The following is a 13,207-nucleotide window of genomic DNA, read 5'->3' as shown; positions in this document are numbered from 1 at the left end:
TGACTATTTCTGTTATTCCCAAAATTCATCGGTAATGTAAAATACGGTGTCAATAAATTAGAGTACTCCATTTCGGGTTAATACATTCTCGTCGTGTAAATCTTCTAAAATTATCCCGAGTCCATGGTTTTGATAATCATTGTTTCTTGTGTTATCAAAACCATTAGATATTAAAAATCGCCGCACTTCTTCTAAGTCAGTAAGTTGGGTTATCGAAACAAATGGTTGCGCTACTACACCATACAGCACATTTTCTTGTTTAGTAAACCCCCTTAACTCGTAAGCCGTATCCGGGAAAAAGAAATTGTGAAGCAGTAAGTTACGAAAGTAGTCAAGCCAGGATGTGTAATATATAGCATCGTTTAGTTTAATAACATGGTCGGTACCATTTAAGTAAACTTTTTGTTCTGCTCCTTCGCTAACGTATTGCGATAAATCAATGTTGCGAATCCAGAGATTGTTTAACGAAATATATTCTTCTAAGTTCTTTGTTTCTTGTTCCCGGACCTGCTTTGTGTTTTCAGTTCCTCTGCCTGCCTGCGCGCCATTGTTAAGGTAACTGGCGATTGATTGGATAGTTGCTCCAAAGCTAACTTCGCTCTTTCCTGAAAAGACATTGTGTATTTCATTTTTAAGCAGGTTTTTCATTTACAAATATAAGAAAATCTAATTATTACCTCCCGTCAAAACTCACCATCCATTCTATGCCGTATTTGTCACGGAACATCCCGAAATACGAACCCCACGGACTGTCGCCAATAGGCATTTCTACCGCACCGCCTTCAGACAGGCCGTTGTACAGTTTATCGGCCTCTTCCTTGCTTGCTGCGGCTATCGAAATTTTGCTGCGGTTTTCGTTTTCATTTACAGTGCCAAGCATTTCCGGGACATCGCTGCCCATAAGGATGCTGGTTTCGCTTATCGGCAATGAAATATGCGCAATCTTATTTGCTTCTGCTTCCGATACAGGAAATTCCGGGTTTTCAAATGCCGTAAAGCGGACTACCGATGCGAATTCCCCGCCGAAAACCGATTGGTAAAATGTAAATGCTTCTTCGGCATTGCCGTTAAAATGGATGTAAGGATTTAAGTGTGCCATAAGTATTGTTTTTGTTTAAGTGATGCGTTTGAGTGACTTACATAAACCTACGACAAAATTTACTCGCAGCCAATTTTTTTGGTTTAAGAACGGTTTAATTTTTACTGGATTCCAACCCTTTCTTATCCTCCCCGCATCTTTATAAGAAACAACCGATTATGAAACACTATAGCTTTTACCTGTTATTACTTTTGGCTGCCGGTGCATTTGCCCAAACCGCAAACCACCACGCTACCGTTTATTTTGATTTCGACCGCTACAGCCTGAAAAAAGAGGCGTGCAAAACATTAGACAGCATTGCCGCACTGGCCGGTGCCGATGAAAATGTATACATCTATGGTTTTACAGACGACCACGGCAGCCGTACCTATAACGATACGCTGGCACTGCGTCGCGCGGGTATTGTAAGTAGCTACCTGAAGGACTTTAACAAGAAAGCCTGCTTTATAGCCCTGGGAGATTCCGACCCGCAGTGGGCTACCTTTACCGATGTGCAGAAACGCAGGGTTACGGTGTCCTTTGGCAGGGCACTGGCATTTGGTAAACCGAAAGAACTGTTGCGCAATGAAGACGGCATCTCGGTTTTGGGATATACCGGTTTGGGTTGCGGCCTGCCCGATGAAGTGCTTGATAAAGATGATTTCGGGTTGAGGGGCTACCTTTCGGCATCGCAAATGATAGCCGATGATATGTATGCTGTGGCGACTGACGGCGAAGTGATAGAAACCGGCGGTATGGTTTCTATGGACTTGTCTGAAGATGCAGTGAGGGCTTTGGCCGGACGCCCGCTTACGGTAAAGCTTCCCGTTAAGGGTAAGGCATTGCCGAGCATGACCGTGTGGGTAGGTGTAGAGGAAAACGGGGTTATCCACTGGAAGAATACCGAAGTAAAAGTGTCTACGGACGGCAAAAGCTATAGTATGGAAGTACCGCCGCAACGTGGCCGCGTGTATTTTAACTGCGACAGGAGGGTGTGTGGCTACGATGACAGGGTAGTGAGCAACGCGGGGCGCGACAGCATTGCCAGGCAGGCGCCAAAAGGGCCGTGGCAAAACAAGGTGATTTATATAGCCACCCACAAAAAGCATAAATTCAGGGATTTGTCGCTACGGGGCGGTGGGTACAGTATGCAATTTGCAGCTAAGGTAAACGACACGCTGTGGGCATTTACAGCACCGGTTAAGTTTAATACCAAAGGATTGATATTCCAGGGGTATACACAGGAAGACCGTGCGCTGAAAAGGCCTACGGTACGCATCAACCTAAAACGTTGTGTATACACCGCCCAAACCGACGGTAACGACCTGTACTACATTTGCCCCGAATGTATCAACAAACCGACTACCGTTCGAGAAAAAGGTTTTTGGGCCTGGGTAAAAAGGACGCTGGGTGTGAGTTAGTAGCTTACAATCCGGCACCAAACAGTATCGCGGCTTTAAGCACCTTAATATTTATATCTTTTAGTGCTTTAAACTTAATGCAATAGCCCGTTACGGTTGCCTTGCCAATCGTTGCGCCGTAAGTGTCAGCCAGGTGTTTTTTATCGGCAATGCCCATAATGTACACTGAAATCCCCGTGGTGTTGCCGCTAAGCCCTATACGGTAAAACTCACGGGTTTTGCCACCGGCAAGTTGCATCACCATGTTGCCGTAGCCTATGTTGGGGTTAGATACTACTTTGCCTTCATCATTTTTACCGTCTAAAAACCACAGCGTACACCCCGGCATGAGTTGCAGGATGGTGTTGTGCAGCGTTTCCATATCGGTACGCTTGGGTTCCGGCAGGGAGGTTATGTAGTGGTGTATATGTTGTTGCAGTGACATGGCTGGTTTTGTTTGGCAGTAATTCGCTTACTATTATTGATATATAAAGATATTACTTTGTATTGGCGAAAGGCTGTTAAAAAGTTACAGAGTGGTAAAATTACAAAGTTTTCCCGTAGAGACACATTGCATGCGTCTAGTCTCCATTTTGTACAGGAGACGCATGCAATGCGTCTCTACAAAACAAAAACGCGCCCCAACCGGAGCGCGTTTTTATATCTGAAAAAGCGAAGCTTATTACTTAACGCTGGCGAAAAGGTATTCCCTGTTCATACGGGCAATGTTTTCAAGCGAAATACCTTTAGGGCATTCTACTTCACAAGCACCGGTATTGGTACAGTTACCGAATCCTTCTTCGTCCATCTGGCGTACCATGTTCAGTACACGCTGTGTAGCCTCTACCTTACCTTGTGGCAGTAGTGCATACTGAGATACCTTAGCACCTACAAACAGCATGGCAGAACCATTCTTACAGCTGGCCACACAAGCACCGCAACCGATACATGCAGCGGCTTCAAACGCGCGGTCTGCATCGTGCTTAGGCACCGGGGTAGCATTAGCATCTATAGTACGGCCTGAAGTGTTTACCGATACGAAACCACCGGCCTGCTGTATACGGTCGAACGCCGATCGGTCTACCATAAGGTCTTTAATTACCGGGAATGCCTTACTCCTCCATGGCTCTACGTAGATGGTATCGCCATCTTTAAACGAACGCATGTGCAGCTGGCAGGTAGTAACTTTATGTGCAGGGCCGTGTGCCTGGCCGTTAATGTATAGCGAACACATACCGCAAATACCCTCGCGGCAGTCGTGGTCAAAGGCCACCGGCTCCTGCCTGTTGCTTATCAGCTGTTCGTTCAGCTGGTCCAGCATTTCAAGGAATGAGCTGTCTGTTGAAACGTCTTTAAGTGTATACGTTTCTATGCTTCCCTTTTGTTTGGCGTTTTTCTGGCGCCAAATTTTCAGGGTTATATTTATATTTTTATTAGAAGCCATATCTCTGTAATGTTTTTTATTTGTAATTCCTGGCTGCGATTTTGATATACTCGTAGTTCAACACTTCTTTATGAAGTACTTCGGTGTTAATGTCGTCGCCTTTGTATTCCCAGGCGCCAACAAAATTGAAGTTCTCGTCATCACGAAGCGTTTCACCTTCAGAGTCCTGGTATTCTTCACGGAAGTGGCCACCGCAAGATTCCTTACGTTGCAGTGCATCGCGTGCCATAAGCTGGCCCAGGTCTATAAAGTCGGCTACACGTATTGCTTTTTCAAGCTCAGTGTTTATCTCATCGGCAGTACCCGGTACAAATACATCTTTGTAGAATTCTTCTTTAAGGGCAGCAATTTCGGCAATAGCCTCAGTAAGCCCCTGCTCGTTACGGCCCATACCTACCTTGTTCCACATAATGTGGCCCAGGCGTTTGTGGAACGAGTCTACAGATTTAGTACCGTTATTGTTAAGGAAACCGTTTATCTGCGCTACTACACCAGCTTCGGCTTCATCAAATTCAGGAGTGTTTGTAGGTATCTTACCTGTACGGATTTCGCCGGCAAGGTAGTCTGATACTGTATACGGAAGTACAAAGTAACCGTCGGCAAGTCCCTGCATCAGCGCTGAAGCACCAAGGCGGTTAGCACCGTGGTCTGAGAAGTTAGCCTCACCTGCCACAAAACAGCCCGGTATAGAGCTTTGCAGGTTGTAGTCTACCCATACACCACCCATAGTGTAGTGTACCGCAGGGTAAATCTTCATTGGCACTTCATACGGGTTTTCGTCGGTAATCTGCTGGTACATCTGGAAAAGGTTACCGTATTTCTCCTCTATCCATGCTTTACCAAGTTTGGTAATTTCAGCATCAGACGGGTTGTGGTTACCCTGTGCATAGGCAGCCTGGCGCCCTTTGTTGATGATTTCTGAAGAGAAATCAAGGTAAACACCTTCGCCTGATTCGTTGTTTTCGATACCGAAACCGGCATCTGAACGCTCCTTGGCAGCACGCGAAGCTACGTCGCGCGGTACAAGGTTACCAAAGGCAGGGTACCTTCTTTCAAGGAAGTAATCCCTGTCTTCTTCTTTAATATCGGTAGCTTTAAGTCTTCCTTCGCGGATGGCCTGTGCGTCTTCAAGTTTTTTAGGGACCCATATACGGCCCGAGTTACGCAGCGACTCAGACATCAGCGTAAGCTTAGACTGGTTAGTGCCGTGTACCGGGATACAGGTAGGGTGGATTTGTACGTAGCACGGGTTAGCAAAGTAAGCGCCTTTTTTGTGGATTTTCCATCCGGCTGTTACGTTACTGCCCATAGCGTTTGTAGAGAGGAAGTATACGTTACCGTAACCGCCCGAAGCAATAATAACCGCGTGAGCCGAGTGCCTTTCTATAGCACCGGTAACCAGGTTACGGGCTATGATACCGCGAGCTTTGCCGTCTACTTTTACAATATCAAGCATTTCGTGGCGGTTGTACATGGCCACACGGCCAAGGCCTATTTGCCTTGAAAGTGCAGAGTATGCACCCAGTAGCAGCTGCTGGCCTGTTTGGCCTGCTGCGTAGAACGTACGTTGTACCTGTGTACCACCGAACGAACGGTTATCAAGCATCCCGCCGTAATCGCGGGCAAAAGGTACGCCCTGTGCCACACACTGGTCGATGATGTTTGCAGAAACTTCTGCAAGGCGGTGTACGTTAGCTTCACGCGCACGGTAGTCACCACCTTTTATAGTATCGTAAAACAGCCTGTACGTACTGTCACCGTCGTTTTGGTAATTTTTAGCGGCGTTAATACCACCCTGTGCAGCAATAGAGTGCGCACGGCGTGGCGAATCCTGGAAACAGAATGCCTTAACGTTGTAGCCCATTTCGCCAAGCGAAGCGGCAGCCGAAGCGCCGGCAAGGCCGGTACCTACAACTATTACATCAATCTTAGGCCTGTTGTTTGGGGCAACAAGCTTAAGGTGGTCTTTATATTTGGTCCATTTTTCGGAGATGTCCCCGGCTGGTATCTTAGAATCTAAACTCATATCGGTAGACGTTGGGATTATTTAAGCTTAAAGTGAATGAATAGTGGGATTATGGCAAATGCAAGTGGCACTATAACGGCAAAACCGTAACCAAAGCCTTTTATAAAGCCATTGTATTTAGGGTTGTTAAGCCCCAGCGACTGGAATGCGCTGCTGAAGCCATGCCATAAGTGGAAGCCCAGCGTACCCATAGCCAGTACATAAAGTATAGCTGCTATAAGCCCGAATTTATCATTGGTAAAGAAAGCCACTGTAATCCTGTACAAGTCTTTGTAACCTTCTTTTATTTTAACATTGGCCTGCGCATCATAAAATGCGGTCCTGTCTTTTATAACTACAGCACCACCGTCTACCTGAGATTTGGCTATGTAACCGCCATCGGTAGTAACATATAGTTCCTGTGTTTGGCCCTGTATGTTTATGGTTGTAGTTTGCAGTGGCATTTGCTCTGAATCACCAAAGTGCATTACTGCCCAGAAGTTTACCATGTGCGTAACAATAAACACCAGTACCAGTGTACCCAGTACAGCCATATTCCTTGAAGCCCACTTAGAGTTTTTAGAAGGCCTGTTCATGGCATACCCCACAGGGCGTGCCTTTTTGTTCTGTATGGTAAGCAGTATACCGTCTACAGCGTGGAAAAGGATAGAGAAGTACGTAAGGTAAGACAGTGCTTTTACTGCCGGGTTGGTGGTCATGAAAAGCGCATACTGGTTAAAGTGCAGTGCAGCGTGCTCGCCGGTAGCCAGCAGCTGTAAGTTACCCAATAAGTGCCCCGTAAGGAACAGGCAGAGAAATAAACCTGTTAAAGCCATCCAGTATTTTTTGGCGATGGACGACTTCAAAAATGCAGATTTTGCCATAATGTTTGTATAAAAGTATAAGGTTTTAAAAAAAATCAAACAAAAGTAAGGCTAAATCAGTTTTACCGCAACCTTTCGAACCTAATTTATAATCAGTTTAAAGTAGGGATTTTTTAAAGGATTTACAGAGATAAAATAGAAAATGTGTTTTTTTTACCCAAAAAAATCTTAAATAACGCAACGGCTTAAGGAATCCCTACTTTGGTCATTTAGCCTGCTGTATTCCCTACAACGGTTTAGTGGATTAAAAAACGCCTGAACTTTCAAAATTTTTGAAAGTTCAGGCCGAATTATTTTATATAGAAATCTTAAATCCGTCTTTGCAAAAAATGATGAAGTCAAGCTTCAATATGAGTGAAGCTATTTCCTCTGCGGGCTATCGTATGGAGGCAAGTCACTTTGTGGACTTGTTTAGCTTTCCTTTGGAAAGCCTTTGTGTTCGTGTTGTGTATGATTTATGTGTTTCGTGTACTTTGTGAAAAACTTTGTGAACCTTGTGGTAAAAATTTCTCGCAAAGCCGCTAAGTCGCCAAGAAGTGTCACACGATAGCTCCCCGAGATGATGTGTGTTCGTTCTTATAGAGAAAGCTATTACCCAAAGTCCCCCAAAGGAAACGCAAAGTTTCCCAAAGTTTTCATTTGTAGTATGGAAGCACACAAAGCATTCCTGCGGAATGTAAGGAAGGACGCTAAGTTCTTTGTTTATACATGACAAAATTAATATGTCTTCGTCATGTTATCATCTACCACAATGATAAAGTCGGCTTTTTTAAGGTGTTCCGTTTCCAGCTTATCCAGGTCTTTTTGCGAAACGGCGGCTATCGTAACAATCTTCAATCCCGGCTTGTATTTGTTTAAATACCAGCTAATACCCTCATAATTTTCGCTGTGGTAAGATCCGTTATAGTGGATGAACGTACTTCCCGGTTTTACGTTTTGGCTTATAGACCATGCCATGGTAGCATCTTTTATGGCCTGCGCCTTCGGCAGGTTATCGCCACCGTGGCCGCCACCCATTTCCAGCATGGCTTTATATCCCGGCAGTGAAGCATCATAGGCTATAGGCAGCGGGGCTATCCACGCTTTTTCGTCAGCAGGAAGGGCTTCAAGAGATTCCAGGCCTTTTTTGTACACCTGGCTGGCGTACCTGCGCGGTACATTGGCCGCCACAAACGGCAGGTGGAATTCCTTAGCCAAATCCACCAACGGCTTATAGTCAGTTTTATGGTTTTGCCAAAGGCGTGCCAGGCTGTCCAGCTGCTTTTGGTTTATTTCTCCGGCAAGGTAACGGTTCAGCGCCTGCTGGTTGTCGGTTTCTACCATTTCAGCGCCCAGTATCACCGGCTTTTGCTTTATAACATCGGCAGCGAGCTCGTACTCCAGCCAGTGGATGATGCTATTATCGTGCAGCTCGCCAAACAGCACAACATCGGCACCTGCGGCGGCTTTTAGTAAATCTTTATAGGTAGTTTTCTTTCCTTTTGCATTATACAGTTGGTATCCCTGCTTGTCTTGTGCGGTGGCAGTCAGGGTTATGATAAGGGCGGCAAAGAGGGTGTAAAGTTTCATTGGTTATTTATAATGAATATGAATAATGCGCTAAAGTAAGGATTGTTTGCCGAAAGTACTGCCACGGATTACGGTAATTCCACAAATTTTTACAGCAGGCTGATGTTTAACACACATTATGCACCTGATGAGATCACAATAATTCGGGAAATTGGTGCAATTCGTGGCTTATTCTTTTAAATTTGCATTCTTTCAAACCCTGACACAATAATGAATACCGGAATTGACGCTATAGCATACGACATTGCCAAGATACATTTACCCATAAAAGACCTTGCCATAGCGAGGGATATAGACCCCGATAAACTGGAAAAAGGCCTTGGGCTGCTGAAAATGACCCTACCCGATGTGCATCAGGACACTGTAGTGTTCGGGGCCAATGCATTGACCAGGCTGATAGACGAAAACCACCTTAACCCTGCCGACATAGCCCGCATATACGTAGGTACCGAAAGCGGTATAGACAACTCTAAACCAGTGGCCTCATTTATCGTGGCGCTTATGGAGCAGAAATACGGGCACAACAGCTTCCTGCATACCGATGTGGTAGACCTTACCTTTGCCTGTATCGGTGCGGTAGATGCCCTGCAAAACTGTATTGACTTTGTACGCCTTAACCCGGATAAAAAAGCCGTGGTTATAGCCAGTGACATAGCCAAATACGACCTGGAAAGTAGCGGCGAATACACCCAGGGTGCCGGAGCCGTGGCGCTTTTGGTAAGTGCCAATTCGCGTATCATTGCTTTTGACAACACCTGGGCAGTGAGCACACGCGGCGTGTTCGACTTCTTTAAGCCGTACCGCACCATCACCAAAAAAGACATTACCAATGTTCCCGGCAACGAACCGTGGTTCGGTAACCTTGAAGCCGAGATAGAAATACACAAAGACCAGCCGGTTTTTGATGGCCAATACAGCAACGTGGTATACACTGAGCGCACCAAAGAAGCCTACTATAGCTTTAAAAAACTGAATAACATAGAGGGTTCGCTGTACGAAACGTGGGAGAGCATCATCATGCACCTGCCGTACGCGTTCCAGGGCCGACGCATGTTCAGCGAAATTTTTGCGCTTGACGCAAACGAACCGCTGCTTACCGGCAATGAAGATGCGGCTGACTTTGCCAACCGCGTTAAGGAAATTGGTAAAAGTGATGATTACAAAGCTTTTGTAAACCAGAAATTACAACCTGCCGAGCCTGCTTCATCGCTTATAGGCAACCTGTACACCGGTTCTATTTTTATGGGCTTGCTAAGTGCCCTTGTGGTAAAAGCGGAACAGGGTACTGAGCTTGAAGGCAAGAAATTCGGGTTCCTGGCGTATGGTAGCGGCTCTAAGAGCAAGGCATTTCAGGGTACGCTGCAAAGCGGCTGGAAGGCTGCAGCCGAAAAAGCCCGCCTGTTTGAAACCCTTGGCGGAAGCACCGCCATTGACTTTGAAACCTACAACAAACTCCACAAAAAGGAGCAGCACTACAGCGTGGTTGCCCCGGTAAACGAGTGGATTTTAGACAAAATAGAGACTGAACTGCCTAACCTTACCGGTGCCCGCTACTACCGCTGGGTAGAGTGATTTGGGTTATGTGGTGATTTGGTTATGTAATTATTCGTGGATTCGTTAATCCGGAAAAATGCCCGGGCTGTACGTAGTTCGGGCATTTTTTATCTTGGTTATGCACTATCTGTTGCTCTGTGAACATTGTCGCTTTCTGAAAGAAAGCCTTTGTGTCCCTATATAATATCCTCTAAGCTTCGTGAACTTTGCGAAAAAACTTTGTGCACCTTGTGGTAAAAAATCCACTTAAAGTGTCAACCCGCAAAGCTTTGAACCTACAAACATTGCGTAGCAATACCTTAGCGACTTAGCGGCTTTGCGAGACTTTTAAAAAATGATATTCTGACTACTCCTGTGTGGTAACCTCATCTACAATCCCCTCCAAAAAAGCCGAGAAATTATCCTCATTCGCTACATTCAGCTTTTTACGGATGCGGTAGCGTGCGTTTTCCACCCCGCGCAATGATATGCCCAATAGCGGTGCAATCTCTTTATTGGACAAATTCATTTTTACAAAGGCGCACAGGCGCAGTTCACGCTGGGTGAGGGTAGGGTTTAGTTCCTTCAGCCGTTCAAAGAAGTTGTGGTGGACTTTCTCAAAATGCACGTCAAACACCTCCATATATTCCTCGCCCACCCGGTGGCGGTTCAGCTTCTGGAATATTTCCAATATCTTTTTGCGGCTCTCCTCGTTGCGCAGGTAATCCTTCAACTCCTTAAGGTCGTCAGTAATCTCGGCAAAGAAATCCTTTTTCTGCACCAGCAGCATGGTATAGTTGGCCAACTCTTTACTCTTATATATAACGTCTTCTTCCAGCTGGGCTTTATCACGTATTACGGCCTCCTTATCGCGTTGCAGCTTCAGCTGTTCCAGTTCCAGTTCCAGCATGCGTTTGCTGCGTTCGGCTTCGCGGGTACTCTTTGCCTTCTCGTAGCGTATACGCCTTTTTACCAATAGCCTTATGCCGTATATGGCAAAGCCCGCTGCCACAATATAGAGCACAAACGCCAGGGTAGTCTCATACCAGCGTGGCAGCACGGTAAATGAATAATACGCTTCGGCTCCGGCTATGCCCGCAGTATTGCGGCTACGCACTTTAAAAGTATATGTCCCGGCACTGAGGTGGGTGTATTCCTTATAAGGTTCATCCTGCCAGGGGCTCCACCCGGCATCGCTGTTTTCCAGCAGGTAACTGTACTGTACGCGGGTGCCGTGCGGCATTTTTGGCGCAGCAAAATCGATACGGATAATATCGGTGCGGTTGGGTAGTTCAGCCACTTCCTTCCCCGAAAGGCCGAGCAATACCTGCTTACGGTTGCGTGAATACGACACGCCCGTTATCGCCGTTTGTACCTGAACAGTAGCCGGGTGGCTGTTCAGGTTGTAGAGGAACAGCCCGTTAGTAGTGCCAAACAGCATTTTGCCACCGGGCAGGCCTATAAGACATTCCATACCACGGTTAAAAGTGCCCTTCAGGTTCAGGAACAATTCTTTTTCAATCTTTTTATCATTGCCAAAATACCCCGCCTCATCGTCCTGTATAAACCAGGTGCGGCCACCGTATTGCAGCAGCTTACGGGTGTTTTTGGAAGTATTGAGCACAGTGTTTAGAGGCGCAAAAGGGATGAAACGCCCCGATGGCGCATCAAACGTATAAATGCCGGTATTGGTGGTAAACACTATAGTGCCGTTCCAGCGGAATACGTTAACGTTAAGCGGATTTTTAAGCCCGTTTTTATTGGTAAACTGGTCTACGGCACTCACGCGGGTGTACGCCGGGTCTATGCGCACGCGGTACACCCCCTGGTAGCCGTGGCAAATCCAGTACGTATCGGGTTCGCCCGAAGGCAGTATATCGCGCGCCGACTCGTTAAAGCCTGCTATTTTACTGTGCAATACCCATTTGCCCTGTTGGTTTTCCAGCAGGTAAAGGCCATTGTATTGCGAAGCCAGGTAAAAACCGGGCTTGGTGCTGATGGGGGTTATTTTCCAGAAGCCGGTGGCGCTGCCGATGCGTGCAGCGGAATGCCCCGATATTTCATAAAGCCCCGTATCGGCAGCCGCGATAATAGAACTGCCAGCCTGCTGCACGCTCCATACCTGTCCCTGTATTTCGTTGATTTTGATAAAATCGGGTGCTGCGTTATTGTACACTGCCGCATGCAGCCCCTGGGTGGTAGCCACATAAAGCATGCCGTTGTGCAGCAGGGCATCATACACCGAAGCCTTGTTAAATAGCATACGGTAGGGCGAACGGAAATCGGCATAGGCGAGGCCGTTATTTTGTAAAATCCACACATTACCGTCGGCAGCGCGGTACAGTTTCTGGATTACGCCTTCGGGCACACCTGTAAACGCCGGGGCATTGCGCACCACTTCCCCTTTCAGGTTGATGCTTATCATCCCCGAATCCACACTGCCTACATAAATGCTGCCGTCGGCATTTTTCAGTGCTGATGTAGCCCAACCGGGGTGGCCAGCATCAAAAAAGCGGTTCATCAGCAGCATTTTCCCGGTGGCAAGTTCGCCCAGGTACAGCCCGCCCTGCAGGGTAATTACCCAAATGGTCCCGGCACGGTTACCGGGTAGTATTTCGGCAATAGCTTCATTGTTATAGGTTTCCGCGCTGAATACACGGGCCAGCGTATTGCTTACAGGTTGCAGCGTAAGTATGCCGTGGCCTTCCTCTTCCACATAATAATTATTACCCGCCACAGCCGAATAGGTAAACGTAGATGCCGAGGGGATGTGCGTAGCCGTTTTACCGGATGTAATGATGATTTCGCCATAAGCGCGGTACAGCATACGGTTGCTGAAGTACTGTATATCCCAAATGTTTTCTATGTTTTTGCCTGCCCCGGCTATGTCTTTTATCAGCGAACGGTAGGCATATTCGCCCGTCGGCTTGCGGTATACAATACCAGCTTCGTCATACCCACCGGCATAAATTTGCCCTTTCGGGCCTATGGCAAGGCTGCGTACCGATGAGTTATTGGGCAGGGCTATCTTCTGCCAATGCTCGCCATTGTAGGCTAAAACACCATCGTTATTCCCAAAAAACAATGTTCCGTCTGCCGATTCACAAACCGCCCAAAACTGGCTGTCGGCATTAAAGTCGGTTTTGGTATAGGCATGTATCTTCAGGTTGTCCTGGCTGAACAGCACAGCAGGAAAAAACAGCAGGATAATTTTTAAAACGATTTCTCTCATTATCGGGCAAATGCATCAAAGCTTTCGAAAACGATATACTTCAGGTTGAATTTTGCTTCCAA

10 protein-coding genes are annotated in these 13,207 nt (G+C 46.6%); 2 read left to right on the top strand and 8 right to left on the bottom strand.

Annotated features, from left to right (window positions below; translation table 11 throughout):
- Positions 1–57: 57 nt before the first annotated feature.
- Together ACZIX4_RS16170 and ACZIX4_RS16165 are read right to left on the bottom strand one after the other, a co-directional pair.
- A complete protein-coding gene (locus ACZIX4_RS16170) occupies positions 58–648 on the bottom strand; it encodes a putative polyvalent protein kinase domain-containing protein (RefSeq protein ID WP_463336678.1) in 591 nt (196 codons plus the stop codon).
- 25 nt (positions 649–673) lie between these two features.
- Positions 674–1,099 carry a VOC family protein gene (locus tag ACZIX4_RS16165; RefSeq protein ID WP_463336677.1) on the bottom strand — a complete coding sequence of 142 codons (426 nt, stop codon included), beginning with the start codon at positions 1,097–1,099 and terminating at the stop codon, positions 674–676.
- Positions 1,100–1,257: 158 nt separating this feature from the next.
- On the opposite strand from ACZIX4_RS16165, the gene ACZIX4_RS16160 reads away from it, so the two are divergent.
- Positions 1,258–2,499 carry an OmpA family protein gene (locus ACZIX4_RS16160; RefSeq protein ID WP_463336676.1) on the top strand — a complete coding sequence of 414 codons (1,242 nt, stop codon included), beginning with the start codon at positions 1,258–1,260 and terminating at the stop codon, positions 2,497–2,499.
- 4 nt (positions 2,500–2,503) lie between these two features.
- Here ACZIX4_RS16160 and ACZIX4_RS16155 read toward each other — a convergent pair whose 3' ends face one another.
- From ACZIX4_RS16155 to ACZIX4_RS16135, 5 genes are all read right to left on the bottom strand, one after another.
- A complete protein-coding gene (locus tag ACZIX4_RS16155; RefSeq protein WP_463336675.1) occupies positions 2,504–2,923 on the bottom strand; it encodes a DUF1801 domain-containing protein in 420 nt (139 codons plus the stop codon).
- A gap of 237 nt (positions 2,924–3,160) precedes the next feature.
- A complete protein-coding gene (locus tag ACZIX4_RS16150; RefSeq protein ID WP_463336674.1) occupies positions 3,161–3,922 on the bottom strand; it encodes a succinate dehydrogenase/fumarate reductase iron-sulfur subunit in 762 nt (253 codons plus the stop codon).
- Between the two features lie 16 nt (positions 3,923–3,938).
- Positions 3,939–5,948 carry a fumarate reductase/succinate dehydrogenase flavoprotein subunit gene (locus ACZIX4_RS16145; RefSeq protein ID WP_463336673.1) on the bottom strand — a complete coding sequence of 670 codons (2,010 nt, stop codon included), beginning with the start codon at positions 5,946–5,948 and terminating at the stop codon, positions 3,939–3,941.
- Positions 5,949–5,965: 17 nt separating this feature from the next.
- A complete protein-coding gene (locus ACZIX4_RS16140; RefSeq protein ID WP_463336672.1) occupies positions 5,966–6,811 on the bottom strand; it encodes a succinate dehydrogenase cytochrome b subunit in 846 nt (281 codons plus the stop codon).
- Positions 6,812–7,528: 717 nt separating this feature from the next.
- On the bottom strand, positions 7,529–8,380 hold the full coding sequence (locus tag ACZIX4_RS16135; protein WP_463336671.1) for a ChaN family lipoprotein: 852 nt from the start codon (positions 8,378–8,380) through the stop codon (positions 7,529–7,531).
- A gap of 210 nt (positions 8,381–8,590) precedes the next feature.
- Here ACZIX4_RS16135 and ACZIX4_RS16130 point away from each other — a divergent pair, with 210 nt between their 5' ends.
- Complete coding sequence (locus ACZIX4_RS16130; RefSeq protein ID WP_463336670.1) at positions 8,591–9,952, top strand: hydroxymethylglutaryl-CoA synthase family protein; 1,362 nt, start codon at positions 8,591–8,593, stop codon at positions 9,950–9,952.
- 328 nt (positions 9,953–10,280) lie between these two features.
- Here ACZIX4_RS16130 and ACZIX4_RS16125 read toward each other — a convergent pair whose 3' ends face one another.
- Complete coding sequence (locus tag ACZIX4_RS16125; protein WP_463336669.1) at positions 10,281–13,145, bottom strand: triple tyrosine motif-containing protein; 2,865 nt, start codon at positions 13,143–13,145, stop codon at positions 10,281–10,283.
- Positions 13,146–13,207 lie beyond the last annotated feature (62 nt).

This window comes from Flavobacterium niveum (assembly GCF_055231775.1).
The sequence above is the reverse complement of the archived record's forward strand: the minus strand, read 5'-3'. Positions and strand labels throughout refer to the sequence as shown.